The 16,097-nt window shown below is 69.7% G+C and carries 15 protein-coding genes; 6 read left to right on the plus strand and 9 right to left on the minus strand.

Features of this window, described 5'->3' with window-relative positions; all coding sequences use genetic code 11:
• The first annotated feature begins 55 nt into the window (after positions 1–55).
• Both WMF12_RS46825 and WMF12_RS46830 read left to right on the plus strand, forming a co-directional pair.
• Entirely contained in the window at positions 56–1,066 is a 1,011-nt protein-coding gene (locus WMF12_RS46825; protein ID WP_437855962.1) for a UDP-glucuronic acid decarboxylase family protein, read from the plus strand.
• 126 nt (positions 1,067–1,192) lie between these two features.
• On the plus strand, positions 1,193–2,023 hold the full coding sequence (locus WMF12_RS46830) for a DUF4328 domain-containing protein (protein WP_437855964.1): 831 nt from the start codon (positions 1,193–1,195) through the stop codon (positions 2,021–2,023).
• Positions 2,024–2,065: 42 nt separating this feature from the next.
• Here WMF12_RS46830 and WMF12_RS46835 read toward each other — a convergent pair whose 3' ends face one another.
• Positions 2,066–2,488: a hypothetical protein gene (locus WMF12_RS46835; protein WP_437855970.1), complete on the minus strand. Its 423-nt coding sequence runs from the start codon at positions 2,486–2,488 to the stop codon at positions 2,066–2,068.
• A gap of 318 nt (positions 2,489–2,806) precedes the next feature.
• On the opposite strand from WMF12_RS46835, the gene WMF12_RS46840 reads away from it, so the two are divergent.
• Positions 2,807–4,102, plus strand: coding sequence for a tyrosinase family protein (locus WMF12_RS46840; protein ID WP_437855979.1), 1,296 nt, complete (start codon positions 2,807–2,809; stop codon positions 4,100–4,102).
• Here the strand turns inward: WMF12_RS46840 and WMF12_RS46845 are convergent.
• The 8 genes from WMF12_RS46845 to WMF12_RS46880 all read right to left on the minus strand — a co-directional run bounded on the left by WMF12_RS46845 (position 4,078) and on the right by WMF12_RS46880 (position 11,462).
• Positions 4,078–5,136 (minus strand): AraC family transcriptional regulator, encoded by a 1,059-nt coding sequence (locus tag WMF12_RS46845; protein ID WP_437855993.1) that lies wholly within the window; start codon positions 5,134–5,136, stop codon positions 4,078–4,080. The genes WMF12_RS46840 and WMF12_RS46845 overlap by 25 nt on opposite strands.
• Positions 5,133–5,909: an aspartate/glutamate racemase family protein gene (locus WMF12_RS46850; RefSeq protein WP_437856009.1), complete on the minus strand. Its 777-nt coding sequence runs from the start codon at positions 5,907–5,909 to the stop codon at positions 5,133–5,135. The genes WMF12_RS46845 and WMF12_RS46850 overlap by 4 nt, the downstream gene beginning before the upstream one ends.
• A 22-nt stretch (positions 5,910–5,931) precedes the next feature.
• A complete protein-coding gene (locus WMF12_RS46855) occupies positions 5,932–6,489 on the minus strand; it encodes an SMI1/KNR4 family protein (protein ID WP_437856017.1) in 558 nt (185 codons plus the stop codon).
• Between the two features lie 111 nt (positions 6,490–6,600).
• A complete protein-coding gene (locus WMF12_RS46860; protein WP_437856024.1) occupies positions 6,601–7,197 on the minus strand; it encodes a DUF4291 domain-containing protein in 597 nt (198 codons plus the stop codon).
• A 58-nt stretch (positions 7,198–7,255) separates the two neighbouring features.
• On the minus strand, positions 7,256–8,095 hold the full coding sequence (locus WMF12_RS46865) for a GNAT family N-acetyltransferase (RefSeq protein ID WP_437856036.1): 840 nt from the start codon (positions 8,093–8,095) through the stop codon (positions 7,256–7,258).
• Between the two features lie 131 nt (positions 8,096–8,226).
• Positions 8,227–8,445, minus strand: a complete 219-nt coding sequence (locus WMF12_RS46870) for a hypothetical protein (RefSeq protein ID WP_437856042.1) — start codon at positions 8,443–8,445, stop codon at positions 8,227–8,229.
• Positions 8,446–8,794: 349 nt separating this feature from the next.
• The gene (locus tag WMF12_RS46875) at positions 8,795–9,763 is read right to left on the minus strand and encodes a tetratricopeptide repeat protein (protein ID WP_437743207.1); all 969 of its coding nucleotides are present in this window, start codon (positions 9,761–9,763) and stop codon (positions 8,795–8,797) included.
• A 646-nt stretch (positions 9,764–10,409) separates the two neighbouring features.
• Entirely contained in the window at positions 10,410–11,462 is a 1,053-nt protein-coding gene (locus WMF12_RS46880; RefSeq protein ID WP_437856058.1) for a LysR family transcriptional regulator, read from the minus strand.
• On the opposite strand from WMF12_RS46880, the gene WMF12_RS46885 reads away from it, so the two are divergent.
• The 3 genes from WMF12_RS46885 (at position 11,435) to WMF12_RS46895 (ending at position 15,895) form a co-directional block, all read left to right on the plus strand.
• Positions 11,435–12,682: an MFS transporter gene (locus tag WMF12_RS46885; protein WP_437856069.1), complete on the plus strand. Its 1,248-nt coding sequence runs from the start codon at positions 11,435–11,437 to the stop codon at positions 12,680–12,682. The two genes, WMF12_RS46880 and WMF12_RS46885, sit on opposite strands and share 28 nt — an antisense overlap.
• 22 nt (positions 12,683–12,704) lie before the next feature.
• Positions 12,705–12,884, plus strand: a complete 180-nt coding sequence (locus WMF12_RS46890; protein ID WP_437856075.1) for a hypothetical protein — start codon at positions 12,705–12,707, stop codon at positions 12,882–12,884.
• A 566-nt stretch (positions 12,885–13,450) separates the two neighbouring features.
• Positions 13,451–15,895, plus strand: a complete 2,445-nt coding sequence (locus WMF12_RS46895) for a cellulose binding domain-containing protein (protein WP_437856086.1) — start codon at positions 13,451–13,453, stop codon at positions 15,893–15,895.
• Positions 15,896–16,097: the final 202 nt, after the last annotated feature.

Consider the following 16,097-nt stretch of genomic DNA (forward strand, 5'->3'; position numbering starts at 1 on the left):
GCGGGGGGGCTCGGCGGTTCACGAGGGGCGGAGTTGCGACGACGGAGGTGTTCCGATGGGTGACGCGAACGGGAGGACGGTGGGGAGCGGCATGCGCGTCCTGGTGGCGGGGGGCGCCGGCTTCATCGGCTCGCACCTGTGCGAGCGGCTCCTCGCGGACGGCCACGAGGTCATTGCGCTCGACGATTTCTCGACGGGCTCGCCGGCCAACGTGGCTCACTTGATGCGCAGCAGCCGCTTCTGGCTGGTCGAGCACGACGTGGCCCTGCCGTTCGATTACGAGGTCGACAGGGTCTACCACCTGGCGTCGCCGGCGAGCCCTGCGCGCTGGCGGGGCGATCCGGTGCGCTCCACGATCACCAACGTGATGGGCACGCTGCACGCGCTCCTGTGCGCCGAGCGGCACGGCGCGCGGCTCTTGCTGGCGTCGTCGAGCGACGTGTATGGCGATCCCGAGGTCGACCCGCAGCCGGAGAGCTACCTCGGGCGGGTGGACCCGGTCGGGGTGCGCGCCTGTTACGACGAGGGCAAGCGCTGCGCAGAGTCGCTGGTGATGGCCTTTCACCGCCAGGGGCGGGCGTCGGGGCGGATCGCGCGGATCTTCAACACGTACGGGCCGCGGATGGCGATCGACGACGGGCGCGTGGTGAGCAATTTCATCGCCCAGGCGCTCCGGGGAGAGGAGCTGACGGTCTACGGGAATGGGTCGCAGGCGCGGAGCTTCTGTCACGTCGACGACCTGGTGGAGGGGTGTTTGCGGCTGATGGAGCACCCGTCGGAGGTGGGGCCCGTCAACCTGGGGAATCCGGTGGAGGTGACGGTGCTCGAGCTGGCGCAGGAGATCGTGCGGCTCACGGGGAGCGCGAGCCGGATCGCGTACCGCCCGCTGCCGGAGGGTGATCCGATGCGGCGGCGCCCGGCGATCGATCTGGCGCGGCGGGCGCTGGGGTTCGAGCCGCGGGTGCCGCTCCGGAAGGGGCTCTATGCGACGATCCAGAGCTTCCGGCGCGCGCTGGCGGGGCTCGACGAATGCGCGCGGCGAGGGGAGCCGGCGATGGCGAGCTGACGGATTGCCGCCCTGCGATCGCGCTGTCGGGGGCGGAGCGGGCGCCTCGAAGCGCACGATTGCCACGTGTGCTCCTCGGCCACGTCGCTTGCGATGCCGCGTGTTACGCTGATAGCCTCGCTCGTCGTGAGCGGTTGGGCCGAAGCTCGGGAGGGGTGGAGCCGCGACGTCCGCGTCGTGCGCCGGCGCGCTCGCGTGGCGATTGCCGGGCTGATCGCGATGGGGGCGGTGGCGGCGTTCACGGCGCTGACCGGCGCCTGGCACATTGTGTTGCTCGGCTCGACGGACGTCTCGGCATCGACGTGGCGGCTTGCCAACACGCTCCGTGAGGTCGGGGGGTTGATCGAGCTGGGGCTCGGGCTCGTTGCTGGCGTGGTGTTCCTTCGCTGGCTCGCCCGGGCTGTCGCGCTGGCGGGTGAGCTGGATCCCGTGCGGGGGTTTTCCAGGACGCCGTCCGAGGCGGTCCTGGGATTCTTCATTCCCGTCGTGAACCTGGTGCAGCCGTACAGGGTGTTGCGCGATCTCCATGACGGCTTTGCCCCGGAGGGCGTGCCCGAGCCTGCGCCGCGCCCTCTCCTGGACGGCGGGGGTGGTTACCGGCGCGTCGAGATGGCGCACGCCCCGCGGGCGGGCGCGGTGCACCATGCCGCGCTCGGCGCGTGGTGGGGGTGTTATGTCGCGAGCCGCGGCCTCGGGTGGCTGGCCTCTACCATGCCGGATCTGACCGTGGCGGAGTTCATCCGGTCCCGGGTTGCGTTCATTGCGTCCGACGCGGCGTCGATCGCCGCCGCGTGGCTCGCGGTGCGGATGATCCGGGCGATCGACAGCCGGGTCGCGGAGCGCCATCGACGGTTGGCGTACGCTTCCGAAGAGGAGCTCGACCAGCTCCTCGTGGAGCGTGATCTCCAGCTGCGGCGGGACATGGCGAAGATCGCCGACTTCGACGATCCCGAGTAGGGCCCGCGCCTCCTGGCCGAGATCTCTCTCGGCGTGGTGGCTTCAGAGCGAGAACTCTGCGCTGGTCCCCGCGGGCGTGAAGACGATCTCCTCCACCAGCGCGTAGAACGAAGGCGGCGTGGCCGCCCCGAGGGCGTTGAGCACGGCGAGAGCCGCCGCCGCGCCGACCGCTGCGGGGCTGGTGTCGGTGCTCAGCCCTTCGATCTTGGTCACGGTGACCGGACGTGGCGCGCTGCCGAGAAGGCGGAAGGCGAAGCGCACGCCCGCTGCCGCGCCTCGTTTCCAGTCGTCGTATCCCGACGCTGGAGCTTCCTCGACGTGCCCCTGAGCGGTGAACCCCGACCCGCTGCAGCTGAACGACACGGCGGCGATCTCGGCCGGGACGTCGTGGACCGTCAGACGGACCTGCGCGAAGGCCGGCCACCCCTTGTACCGTGCAAACCGGGCGACGCCGATCCTGACCATCGGTCTTCACCAGCGTACCGGGGTTCAGCCGCAAGCGCCAGAGGGCGCCGGCCCCCAGCCATCTCTGGTTCTCGGTCCATGGGTGAGACGCCCGCACGGACGAATGCCTGGACTGGGGCCGTCCGGCGCTGGCCGTCGGCGACCGTATATCCATCCGATTTGCCCGTTCGAGAGAGCACGACGCGCCCACGCGGCGACGTGACCGCCCGCTGGCGCGGTAGGCCAACGCTTTCGTCGCGCTCGGCCAATGCTGGGGCGCGCTCGCGTCTTTATAAAAGCCTCATGAACGACGGAGCTCCCGTCCGAAGGAGGCAGGTCATGACACGTGAGTTGCATCGACGAGCGTTCGTGCGTGGGATCATCGCGGCGGCGTCGGCGGCGTGGCTCGGGCTCTCGCTCGGCTGCGGCGCCGACGCCCCGGTGGACGCAGGCGACGCGAGCCCGGAAGCCCAGCGGATCGCCCGCAAGAGCGCGTCGGCGATGACCAGCGAAGAGATCGACAGGTTCAAGCGAGCCTACGAGTACGCCGTCGCGAACGGCTTCTTCGACGTCTTCAACGACGAGCACTACGACCACCACCGGCATCGCCACCACGGCGCCGACCTCCAGGCCACCTCGCCGATGACCATCATGGTCATGGACGAAGCGTCGGGACACCGGCTCCTGCCGTGGCACCGCGCCTTCCTCCTCGAAGCGGAGCAGATGCTCCGCGCCGCCCTCCGCCAGCGAGACCAGGAAGAGGGCGTCGACCCGAGCGAAGCCGATCTCCTGTTCATTCCGTACTGGGACGCGGCGCACGATCAGGACCTGCCGCACTGGGTCCACGGCTTCGAGCCCAAGGGCGGGACGGCCGTCGTGCCTCCCGGCTTGCCCGAGGGGCACGCCGGGTACGGCAAAGAGGTGGGCGAGCGCTACGACATCGTCTTCCGGCGCTGGCCGGGCAAGAACCTGGTCTTCGATACGCTGCAGGCGCCCGATCACGTCGAGCGCATCCTTGCGGAGGGCACGTTCGCCGATTTCTACGATGCGCTCGACGTAACCCCCGAGCTCCGCATCGAGAACTATCCAAAGGCGCTGTCGGCGCTGGAAGTGCTGGAGGTGAAGCTGCCGGACAGCGCGGCCGTGCAGACGCTCGTCGACGCTTTCGGCGGACCCCCGAGCAGCTCGCAGCAGGGCGCGGAGACGACCAACGCCCTCTTCGAGATCGGCTGGATCGGAGCCGTCGAGGCGCAGAAGGCGGCGCCCGACACCGAGCTCGTCGGCGCCGTCAAGGATGTCTATGGCCTCTTCAACTTCATGCCCCACGTCCGGATGCACCTGTGGGCGGGCGGGCTCGATCCGGTGAACGCGGACGTGCGCGGCACCGTGACGTATTTCAATGAGCTGACGGTCGACCCCGTGTTCTGGATGCTCCACGGCGAGCTCGATCGGTACTGGTATACATGGGAGAAGACGCACGCGGACGAGCCGCCGCTCCAGGGCGACGACCGGAGCTTCAACCCGCTCACCGCGAGCGAGGGCGCCTGGTACGGCGGCGGAAAGACGTACACGCTCGACGATCTCACCGCGCACGACGCGCTGCCGTACGTTTACGATGTGCTGTTCGACGGGTGACGCGCCGCCGCGCGGGGGAGCTCTCGCGCTGGGCGCCCCGCGCCGCGACGGTAGGCGGCCGGCGTCACGCCGGTCCAGCGCTTGAAGGCGCGGTGGAACGTGCTCACCTCGGAGAACCCGAGGAGGAACGCGATCTCCGAGATCGCGTCGCGCGACTCGCTCAGGTAGCGCACGGCGAGATCGGCGCGCAGCCCGTCGAGCACCGACGAGAGCGATGTGCCCTCCTCCTTGAGCCGCCGCTGGAGGCTGCGCGGGCTCATGCGCAGGCGCGCCGCGATCGCCGGCAGCGCCGGCTCGCCGTGGGCGAGCTCGGCCGCGATCGCGGCGCGCGCGCGCTCGAGGAAGCTCGCCTCGGCCGGCAGCGCGGCGGCGAGCGAGGCGAGGTGCTGGTCGAGCACCTCGCAGAGCAGGGGCTCGGCGTGCGCCTGGGGCCTCGCGAGGAAAGCGCGATCGATCACCAGCTCGTCATGGGCCTCCCCGAAGCGCAGGCCGGCGCCGAAGAGGCGGCGGTGCTCGTCGACGCGCGCGGGCGCGGCGTGGCGAAACCGCGCGGCGCGCGGGGTGAACGCCGGGTCCGCGCCCCGCCTCGCGAGGACGACGAGGTTGCCAAGGAAGAACTCGACGGCGTGGCGTGAGGGCGCCGGGCTGCTCCGGGGCGGCTCGTGGCGGAGGCGGGCGACATCGCCGTCGATCTGGATCTCGAGCGAGGGGCCGATGGCCACGACGCGGAGGTAGCGAGCCGCGCGCGCGTAGGCTTCGCCGATGGTGGCGCTGCTCCGCACCGCGAACCCGAGCGCTCCGAGGCTGCCCACCGGCAGCCTCTGCGCGAGGCGCAGGCCGAAGCCGTCGTCGCGGACGAGCCGGGCGGCTTCGCTCCAGAGCCGGGCCTCGATCGCCCGCGGAAAGCGCATGTCCGGATCGGCGAGGTCCCCCGGATCGACCCCGGCGGCGGCGAGCAGCTCCGCGGGCGCCACGCCGTCGGCCGCCGCGCCGGCGACGACGGCCTGGAAGACCTTCACGGAGATGTCGCTCATGGCTCTCCGCGGAGCTGGGCGGCATCGTGTTGCGTTCTCGATCGATACCTCGACACGGCGGCCTCCACGCCTGATCTCGAGCTGCTCAGAACGGGGATTCCGAGGTGGCGGACCAGCTCGGCCGCGGGGGCCATCGACGCCTGGGCCAGAAGCACGAGATCGCCCGGGAGCGCCGTCGCCTCGATCGTCCTGGCGATCTCGCCGGCATAGCCAGGAGAGTCACCCCTCTCGAAGAGCCGCCATGCTCGCCCGCACAGGACTTCGACGACATCGATCGAGCGACCCGCGTCGGACGCTATCTGACGCAGCAGCGCCCCGGTGGGCTGAAAGGTGCTCTGGAGCGCGGCCACGACGAGGATCCGGCGGCCGCTCGCGACGGCTTGCTCGGCCATCGGGCGATCGATCCGCATCACGAGACAGTCCGAGACAGGGACCGCCTCCGCGACGCCGCCGAGAGTCGAGCAGGTGCACACGATGACCCTCGCGCCCTCGTTCGCGAGCGCCTGAACGACCGTGGCGGTGGCCGAGCGGATGCCGTCCGTGATCCCACCGGCCGCCAGCGCATCAGCAAGGAGGCTCTCCTGAACCTCATGCCGGACCGGAATCGCGTGGTCTACGTCCTGGACAAGACGGCTGAACGTCTCGACGTGGACGTGGGCTGTATGAAGAAATGCGAGCATGTTTCTCGGTGTCCGGAAGGTCCAGGGCTCGCTTGCCCGAGGGACCCGTGTTCGTGGATGAACAGCCAGTACATCCCGCTGCTGGAACGCCACGCCGCCCGGCGTTGGCGGCCCGCTATCCGTTGGCATCGACGAGCTCGCTCCAGAACCGGATCCTGCGCGCTCCTCCGCTGACAGCGTCGACGCGAGGCGGTCGGCGAAATTCGCGGCGCAGGTAGGTCGCGAGATCGTCGCCGTAGTAAATGATGTCGGTCTGGTAGACCGAGAAGACGGGGTTTCCGGCGAGCGCCGGCTCCGCTGGAATGTAGCGGTGGCCCGCGACTGGAATCAGGCGGGGCGCCTCTGCGACCGCGGTCCTAGCGACCTGTAACGCTTCTGGTAGCTCTGAAGGACGAGCGCCCCACGCGTCCAACCAGAACACGTTGTGCTCGATGTCGAACGCGATGCCTTCGAAGGGCCAGTCGAGCCGCCGACGAACCTCCGTCGAGTCTGGCTCCCGCCAGTCGGGAAAGCGCTCGCCCACCGGGAGCCCTTCCGAGAGAAAGGAGCACAGATCAGGCGGAAACCTGGCGCCGATGACGGACTCGGCTCGGTCGATCTCGGGTTCCGTCAGACCGGGGGCAATCGTGACACCCGCGTCGATCAAGATCTGGTGCTCCGCTCGCCAATCCATCCGGCTCTCCCGTTCGCTCGATGATCCAGTTCATCCATGGCGCGTGCGCAGTCCTGGTTCGCTTGGCATAGCACGCGTCGGCTGCGTTGCCTTGCTCGGCGGCGTGTGTCGTCATGGGTCGATGAGCAGCCGCCTGGCAATCCTCTCGTCAACGGCGTAGGGCCTCTCGCGAGGCAGCAACTTGGCCGCGCTGTCCGCGTGGCCGGCCTGAATCTGCTGGTACATCTTCCGGACCAGGGGAGTTCGATCCTCGATGGCGACGACCCAGCTCTCTGCGTACTCGCGAATGAGATCGCGGCCGACGCCGACCTGGATGCTGTAACAAGGCAGCGGGCCGCCTCGCAGGTTCCGCTCGGTATCCCATTGAATGTGGACCTTGGCTTCGGCAAACGCCTTGCTCCACTCGTCCGGCGAGCGAAACACCGTCGCTTCCGGCGAGGTGAGGACGGCGAGGGAGAGCGCCTGCTCCCAGCCTGTCCGCCGGATGCGGACGGCGAGGATCCGCTCCTGCCCGACCTTGCGCCCCCAGTTGCTGCGGTGCATGAGCCAGAGAAAGGACGGCTTGATCCAGGTCATGCGACCGAACGAGAACGGGGCGACGAAGCGCTGGGCCGCGAGCGCCGGCTCGGCGATGGCCGGCGCGTAGGCCTGGTACATGACGATGGTCTCCGCGTCGTAGTCCGCTCGGATCTCGTGAAGCTTCGGCATGCGGTCCACTCTTCGCGATCGGTAGGATCTGACGGGAGGCTACCCCCGAAGACGGCGCTCAGGCGAAGGACTTGATGAGCGTCGCCTGCGAGTAGATGGCCACGAGGCCCGCGCGCTCCAGGTTACGCTGCGAGGTGCTCCCTGCCTCGGCCACCGAGTAGGCGAGGTCGCACCCCGCGTCGCGGGCGTACGGGAGGCGGGCGTCGATGAGGGCGCGCTGCACGCCCCGGCCGCGGTGGGCCGCGAGTGTGCCGCCCGCGAACAGGAGGGCGACTCGCTCGTGCACGTAGACCGCGCCGACGCCGGCGACGGCGCCGGCGGTTGACGCTGCCAGGAAGTACGCCGCCCCCGGCACGTGGAAGCCCGCCTCGAAGATGTCGGCCCGATCGGACGGAGGCTCACCCGGTGTGGCGAAGGCGGAGAGCGAGGCCGCGACCCACGCCGAGGCCTCCTCGCGCTCGGCGCGCCGCACGACCACGCCGCCGTGCGCGGCCGGCTCAGGCGCGTGGACGTCGACGGCGGGGGCGAGGTGGCGCACGAGCACGGTGTCGAGCGAGTCCAGGCGGAAGCCGCGCTCCCCGAGCCGCGCGAGCAGCGAAGGGTGGGCAAAGGGAGAGACCAGGATGCGCGCGGCGGTGCCTCGCGAGGCGAAGAAGTCCTCGAGGGCCTCGACGTCGCGCGCCTCGACCGGGCCGCTCAACCCGAGGCCGACCGCGCGCGAGAGCCGGGCGTGCGGCGCCACGAACGCGGCGCGACCGCCGGCGATGGCGGCGACGGCGGCGCGCCGGGCCGGGACCCGCGTGGCGACCTCGCGCGCAAGCGCCTCGATTTTCGCGGCCTCGGTGGCCTCGAGCCGGGCGGACAGGGCCTGATCGACGAAGACGGGTCGGGGCGTCATGCGGGAAGGATAGCGCCGGAGACGGCGGCGCGGACGCTCACTGCGGCCCGGCGGTTCGGCGGCATCGTGCTGGTTCGCCCGAACAGGACCTCGACGACCTCGATCGAGCGCTCCGCGTCAGAGGTGTACGTTCAGCGCTCTGGATGCGTGCGCTGTGCCCAGTTGACCGCGTATGCCTGGGCATCCTCCACGTTCAAAGGCACAGCAGTCCAGGCGCCGACGGCACCGCCAACCTCGAACGCTAGCTGGTCTTCAGCGTTCTCGCGGCATTCGTGCCATGTGTCGCCAGCGAAGACGCCGTCCCGTGTGAAGCGGTAGAGGAGCGCTGGTCCGTCGTCGAGGACCTCCATCAAGACGACTTCAGCCGGTGGCATGAGGTGGCCTGCGCCTCCGAGCGTGCCCATGGCGTGGCAAGTGCCAGGCTCACCCCGCAGGGGACCAACGTGCGCTACAAGGCGAAGCTTGGACATAGAGCGAACCTCTCGGAGGCGCGGAACATCCTAGAACACCCACGACGCTCCAGCTACCCACGTTCTGGATTCCTCCCTGACGGTTCGGTCGTGTGAGGCGGTACTCGGGTTGTTGTCGTAGGTCAGATCGAGTGTCGCCGGGGAGGGCGGGTGTCAACCCCGGCTGGTCCCGCCCGCATCCTCTCCGCGGCTGGATCACCGCCGGGCTTTCGCGTCACGGATGAGCTGTTCACCGCTTTCGGCCTTCTGCTTCTGCGAGGGAGCGCGGTCGCTGGCGGCGACCCGTGACGACGTCGTCGATCAGCTTCAGCAGGTCACGCGTGATGGCGTCGGTGGGATCGAGCGACAGTGCGGAGGTCGCTTTGGCGAGCGCGCCCTCGACGTCTCCTGTCAGCAGGAGGATCAGGGCGAGGTTGCAGTGCAGTCCGGCATCATCGGGCCGAAGCTCGATCGCGCGTCGGGCGACCGGCAGGGCGTCGTGCGCGCGATCGAGCTCCAGGTAGACGGCGCCGAGCTCGCGACATCCGTCCGGCTGCTCGGGATCGATCGCGTGCGCGCGCTGAAAGGCGGCAAGCGTGGCGTCCATATCGCCCAGTCGCATCTCGACCTTCCCGAGAAACCAGAGCGTCGGAAACGTGCTTTTTCGCTCGACCGCCTGCCGGAGCAGCGCCCGGGCTCGCTCCAGAGCGTCTCGATCCGCCGTTGTCAGGGGTTTCGACGGCGGTTCGAGCACGAGGCATCGACTCATCTCGGCAGCCCGGGAGAAGAGCGCCTTTCCGTCGCGGAGATCGGTCGCGAGCGTCTCCGCTTCGGTGCGGACCGACGCTGGAAGCGCCGCGTCGCACAGGAGCCCGTCCAGCACCTCGAACGCGTCGCGCTCCTTGCCGTTGAGAGCGAGGGTCCGCGCCAGAGGAACGCGCACTCCTGCGAGCTTGCGGTCGGGGTCGGCAAGCACCGCGCGCCGAAACCAGGTTTCGGCCTCAGACCGATGGCGTTCCTTTGCTTCCGGACCTGTAGCCGCCTCGGCGCGCGCGGACGAGAGTTGACCCAGCTCTGCGTAGCCTGGCGCGCAGCCTGGCCATGAGCCGATGATTCGCCGGAGCCAGAACTCCGCGTCGTCGAACTGCCCGTTCGACGCGTGGGCTGCCGCCTCTCGCCCATACTGGACTGACTCTTCGGCGCTGAGGAACCGCGGCATCGCCGACCACCCGCACCCTCGGCACATCCACCCATCGATAGCCAGCGGGTACTTTCGCCAGATCTCGGCCTGAGCACCACGACCCGCGGTCGTGAACACCACCTGACGGAGCGGCCTGTCGCACCGCTCGCATGCCGCTATCTCCCTGCGGCCTGGCTCTCTCGGCTCCTGCGGAAACGCCTTCGCACGATGGAGATTTCGCAGGATAACTCGGTCCTCCTCGAACGCGACGTCTCCCGTGCTCGTGTAAATGCCGAAAGCGGCAAGAACGCGACTCCAGAGTGAGATCAATGAGGGCATAAAGGAGTGTCTCGACGACAGGGCTCGACGGGGACGAAGGAGAGGACGTGGTGGACCTGTTACCTCTGCCCGTGCGGCACGGCAAGATCGCATCCGTGCTCGTCGGCCGAGCGTCGCGATCGAGCGTGGCGCATGGCCTATCTCCGGCTTCCCGCGTGTCTTCTACTTCGTTCGGGGCAGTTTCATCGGCTTGTTCGGCGGTGTCAGGTGAATACACCGGTGGTGACTTTTGCTCGGAGGCCATGGCCAACCCGTCGCTCCAAGGTCGCCGCGTGCAGAGACCCGCGACTGATCGACGCGCGAGGGCAGCCTGCTCGACGCTCGGGCCTGGGCACGCACCGATCGATCAGCCGCGCCGCGCCGCCGCGCCGTCGACCACCGCCGGCACGGACTCTCGCATCACCTCGATGAAGCGACGCAGCCGGGCCGGATAGAAGCGGGCATGAGGATAGACCAGGTGGACCGGCAGCGGATCCGCCTGCCACGACGGCGCGAGGTGCAGCAGCCGCCGCTGCGCCAGGTCGTCGGTCAGAAGCCAGGACGAGGCCACGCAGACGCCCAGCCCCATCAGCGCGGCGCTGCGCAGGGCAACCAGGCTGTCGGTGCTCATGCGCGGGCGGATCGCGAGCTCGACCCGCTCGCCGCCCGACGCGTGGGTCAGCGTGATCGTGTCGCGGTAATAGGTGCGCAACGCCAGCCAGGGCATGTCGGCCAGGTCCGATGGATGAGCCGGCCGCGCGGCCCGGCCCAGCACCGAGGGCGCGGCGGCCACGATGCGCGGCACCTCGGTCAGGCGGATCGCCACCACGGCCGGATCGGCGACCGCGCCGACCAGGATCGCGCAGTCGATGCCGTCGGCGATGAAGTTCGGCTGCCTGTCGTGCAGCAGCCACTCGACCGAGACGCGCGGGTAGCGGCGCAGGTAGTCGGCCAGCGGCTTGACCAGCTGGTGCTGCCCGAACGCGTGCGGCACGACCACGCGGAGCGTCCCGTCGGGCTGGTCGCGGTCGCCTCGCATGTCCGACGCGAACGCCTCCAGGCTGGCCAGCAGCGCCTTGGCGCGCTCGAAGCACCGTTCGCCGTCCTCGGTCAGCTTCATCGTGTGTGTGGAGCGCTGCAGCAATGGCAGGCCCAGCGAGCGCTCCAGCGCCTGCAAGCGCCGGCTCACGGTGGGCTGCGTCGTCCCCAGCAGGGTGGCCGCCGCCGACAGGCTGCCGGCCTCGACGATCTTCACGAAGGTCTGCAGCAAGCCGATGTCGTCCAGCGGCGAGGGCGAGGGGGGTGCCGGCCTGGTCATACGTCGACGGTATAACCATCGTGCGCTCCATGCCACTACAGCGCTAGAGCGATGCTTCCTAACCTCGGTGTACCATGCACGCCATTCCGTTGACGCATACACCCCCCGCCACCCAGCCGCTGCCCGCCGCGTCCGCGCCGCCCCTGCCCGCCGCCCTGGTGCTGCTGCTGGCCACCGGCGCGGGCCTGGCCGTCGCCTCGATCTACTACAGCCAGCCCATGCTCGGCGTGCTGGGGGCCGAGATCGGCGCCTCCGACCGCGCGCTCGGCCTCGTGCCCACGCTCACGCAGCTGGGCTATGCGCTGGGCATCCTGCTGCTCGCGCCGCTCGGCGACCGCTACGACCGGCGGCGCATCATCCTGGCCAAGGCTGCCCTGCTGGCGGCCGCGCTGCTGCTCGGCGGCGCCGCGCACGCGATCGGCACGCTGCTGGTCGCCAGCCTGGTCACCGGCCTGGCCGCGACCCTGGCGCAGGACATCGTGCCCGCCGCCGCGACGCTGGCCCCGGAGGCGCATCGGGGCAAGGTGGTCGGCACCGTGATGACCGGCCTCTTGCTGGGCATCCTGCTGTCCCGCGTGATCAGCGGCTTCGTGGCGGAGAATTTCGGCTGGCGCGCGGTGTTCTTCGCCGCCGCGGCCAGCATCGCCCTGCTCGGCGCGGCGATGTGGCGCAGCCTGCCGCGCTTCGAGCCGACCACGCAGCTGAGCTACGCCGCGCTGCTCGGCTCCCTGGCCGCGCTGTGGAAGCGCCACGGCGCCCTGCGCCGCGCGACGCTGGCCCAGGGGCTGCTGTCGGTGGGGTTCAGCGCGTTCTGGTCCACGCTCGCCGTGATGCTGCACGGCGCGCCGTTCCACCTCGGCAGCGCGGTGGCGGGCGCCTTCGGCCTGGCCGGGGCGGCCGGCGCGGTGGCGGCGCCCCTGGCCGGCCGCATCGCCGACCGCAGCGGGCCCGAACGGGTGACGCGCATGGGCGCCGCCCTTTCGTTCGTGGCCTTCGCCGCCATGGCGCTGTCACCCATGCTGTCGGCGCATGGACGGCTGTGGCTGCTCGGCGCCAGCGCCGTCGCCTTCGACCTCGGCATCCAGGCCGCGCTGGTGGCGCATCAGACCATCGTTTATGGCATCGAGCCCGGCGCGCGCAGCCGTGTCAATGCCGTGCTCGTCGTCGGCATGTTCGTCGGTATGGCCTCCGGCGCCGCGCTGGGCAGCGTGCTCTTCGCCCGGTGGGGCTGGCTGGCGGTGACGGCCCTCGCCTCGTCGGCGGCGGCCAGCGCGCTCCTCGTCCGACTCTGGCCGGCGACGCGCACGCCGCCGCGCGCGTGACGGCTCACCTGAGCTGACGGCCATGATGTCGATCACGGGTCAGGGATCACGAGTTGACGTCCCAGATCTGGGGTCCTTCCATTCGGCCGAGATCAAGTTCGTGCTCGGCAGCTCGGGGCAGCTTCTGCCGCAGCCGCTGACCGGAGGCAAACTCGCGCTGTCACAGGCGATCATGGGTACCGGTCCAGCCATGTCGCCCTGACCCCGCGCCGCGGGAGCGGGGCCGCGCGGCTTCATGCGCCCGGACGCAATGAACTTCATGATTTTTTACATTACTTCACACGATAGTTTTCGAAATTAAACCACGAAATCGCTCCTTGCGCGTGGAGCCATGTCGCCGATGGTGGGTGGTACGCCAGGCGCATGAGGAACCGTGCTGAAGTCCGGAAGAACCCTACTGGCGCAGGCGTCGAAAAGCGACTATGCAATGCGCCGTCATCGGTCGTCCGGCGATGGATAGATGATTTTGCACTGCTGAGCTTGACAAGGCTACTTTGTTTGCCAATAGCGTTCGTCACACCGAGAGCGACCGCCCGCCGCGCCGCTACGAGCGCGCGGCGTGTGTCGTCAGGTGTGAGCCCCGGCATCACCGCCGAATCACGGCATCGCGCAGGCGCATCGGGGCATCCCCAGCGCTTGCCAGGCCATGAATCCGGACGCTAGATCGGTTCGAGTGTCAGCAGATCATCGTGACGCACGGGGTGGTTCGTCGCCCTGCCGAACGAGGCGCGACGATCGGACGCTTCATCACCAACTTGGGTAAGAACCATGCACAACTTCAGCTTCCAGAGCAGATGGGACACGTGGGTGGCGGCAGCAGCGCTGGCGCTGCTGCCGGCATGCAGCGACGGCTCGACGGAGTCGATCGGCACATCGCAGGCCGCGCTGCAGGGCGCGAACGGGATCAGCGCGGATCGCGTGATGGATTCGCAGTGGGCTCAGGGGTACTGCGCGCACATCGTCGTGAGCAACCAGCACCCGAGCGCCACGACGGGGACGTGGAGCGTCGCGCTCGACGTCGGCCCGGGCGCCATCTTCTCGTCATGGGATGGCACGTTCAGCGGGAGCACGGGTCAGATCACGGTCACGCCTCAAGGCAGCAATGCGGCGATCCCCCCGTCGGAGAGCCGCCAGTTCGGGTTCTGCGCCAGCATCCCGAGCCAGGGGATCGAGCCGGTCGTGCTGTCGGTGAGCAGCGACCTGCCGCCGATGGGCAGCGGCGTGGCGATCGCGGAGTACAAGTTCCCGGCCGCGATCGACGCGATGGTCAGCCCTGACTACGCGACCGAGCTGTGGGCGTCCTTCTACCGCCCGACGAACCTGGAGGCCGGCCGGCAGTATCCGCTGCTCGTGTTCATGCACGGGAACCACCCCACGTGCGGCACGGGCGTGAATCCTCGTACGGACAACAACAACCAGTATGCCACGACGGGGACGTGCCCGGCGAGCTACGTCGTCGTCCCCAACCATCGCGGCTATGACTACATGGCCGAGGACCTCGCCGCGCGCGGCTATTTCGTGGTGTCCATCAACACGAACCGGGGTATCCATGCCGCATCGGGCTCGCCCAGCGACGAGTTCGTCATCGGGCCACGCGGACGCCTGCTGCTCCGCCACCTGGAGCGGCTGAGCCGCTGGGATAGCGGCGCCGAGCCGACGCCCCCGGAGCTCGGCGTGGATCTCCTCGATCGCATCGATTTCGACCAGGTGGGCTTGCTGGGGCACTCGCGCGGCGGCGAGGCCGTGCGGTTCGCCTACAACGAGTACCGCCGGAGCGGCAGCCCCTGGCCTGCGCTGATAGACAGCCCGGTGGGCATCCGCGGGATCTTCGAGATCGGTCCGACCGATCAGGGCCAGAACGGCCAGCGCCTGAACGCTGACCAGACGGCCTGGAACGTGATCCTGCCGGCCTGCGACTGGGACCTGAGCGATCTGCCCGGGATGCGCCCGTTCGATCGCATGATGAGCATCGCCGAGCCGGAGCCCCTCTTCAAGTCCTTCTATCATGTGTGGGGCGCCAATCACAATTACTACAACAGCGAGTGGCAGATCGCGGACGGGAACAGCGGCGGGATCCAGGGCTGCATCGACCATGAGGAGCTCTTCGATCCGCTGGAGTACGGCTCGCCGGCGCAGCGCGAGACGGGTCGCCTGGCGGCCGTTCAGTTCTTCACCGCCAACGTGGGCGCGGATCGCGACGAGGCCGCGAACGCCCTGTTCGACCCCGCCTTCCCCTTTCCGGACGTCCCGTACCGCGTCCGCCGCGGCTACCATCCGGGAGGAGACGCCGCCGACAGCCTGCTGCTCGAGGATTTCATCAATCCGACGGGCACGAGCTCCTACGGCCTGCCGAACACCACCGGCGGCACCCTCTCGGTGGAGCACACGGCCCTGAGCGGGCACGACCCTTCGCTCTCGGGCGCCTGGATCCACGACGTGGCCGCGGGCAGCGCGACGTTCTTCCAGTCGAACTGGTCCGCCGCCGGCACGGGCTTCGATCTCACGGGGTACGATTACCTCGATCTTCGCGCCGACCGCGGCTGGGGCTCCGACCCGACCGAGGCATCGTTCCTTGTGGAGCTCGTGAACGCCGACGATACCCGGTCGAGCGCCGTCGCCATCGATGAGTTCCTGGAGCTCGGTCCACCGCCGCGCGCCGGCACCACGCTGCCGACCGCGCGCATTCCGCTGTCCTCGTTCAGCGGCGCCACGCTCGCGTCGGTGCGCGGGGTTCGTCTGACCTTCACCACCCCGCTCAACGGAAGCAGCCTGTACCTGGCGAACATCCGCGCCACCCGTGCCACCACCGAGGCCCTGGCGGCTTCGGGGCAGCTCGCCTCCCTCGCGTCGAGCGCGGCGCCGCCAAGCGCCCGTGCGCGCGCCGCCGGCGCGACCCTCCCCGAGCAGCGGCGGATCACGGCGGGCAATGCCATCCAGAGCGTGAGGCGCAGCGGGTCCGACGCCGTCGAGCTCACGCTCACCAGCGCCGAGTTCTTCGACCTCCGCGCCACCAACCTGGTGCTCACCGTCGGCGCCGAGCGAAGCACCGCGGCTCGCCATCCGAACGGCGATCTCCACACCGTTCAATTCCTGCTCCCGCGCGCCGCCTTCGACCGCCTCGGCGCGCAGGAGCCGGTGAGGGTCGACTACGGTCCTGGCTCCTCCGTGGCCTGGGACTTCGGGCACCTCGACAAGACAGCGCTCGCTCCGTGAGCCGACGACGGCGCGCCCTGGCCTGCATCGAGGACCAGCCGGGGCGCGCCGCCTGCCTCGCAGCGAGAAGCCGTCGGCGCCGCATTCGATCGAGAGACAGCTCCGGCGTCGATGCGGTCGTCTTGCCATCGTGATGGCCATGGGGTGTTGCCCCTGATGCATCCCCTCGAATTTCAGAGAAAAATTCACAGGGAGGCGGGGA

Source organism: Sorangium sp. So ce363 (assembly GCF_051520435.1).
Lineage (GTDB): Bacteria > Myxococcota_A > Polyangia > Polyangiales > Polyangiaceae > Sorangium > Sorangium cellulosum_B.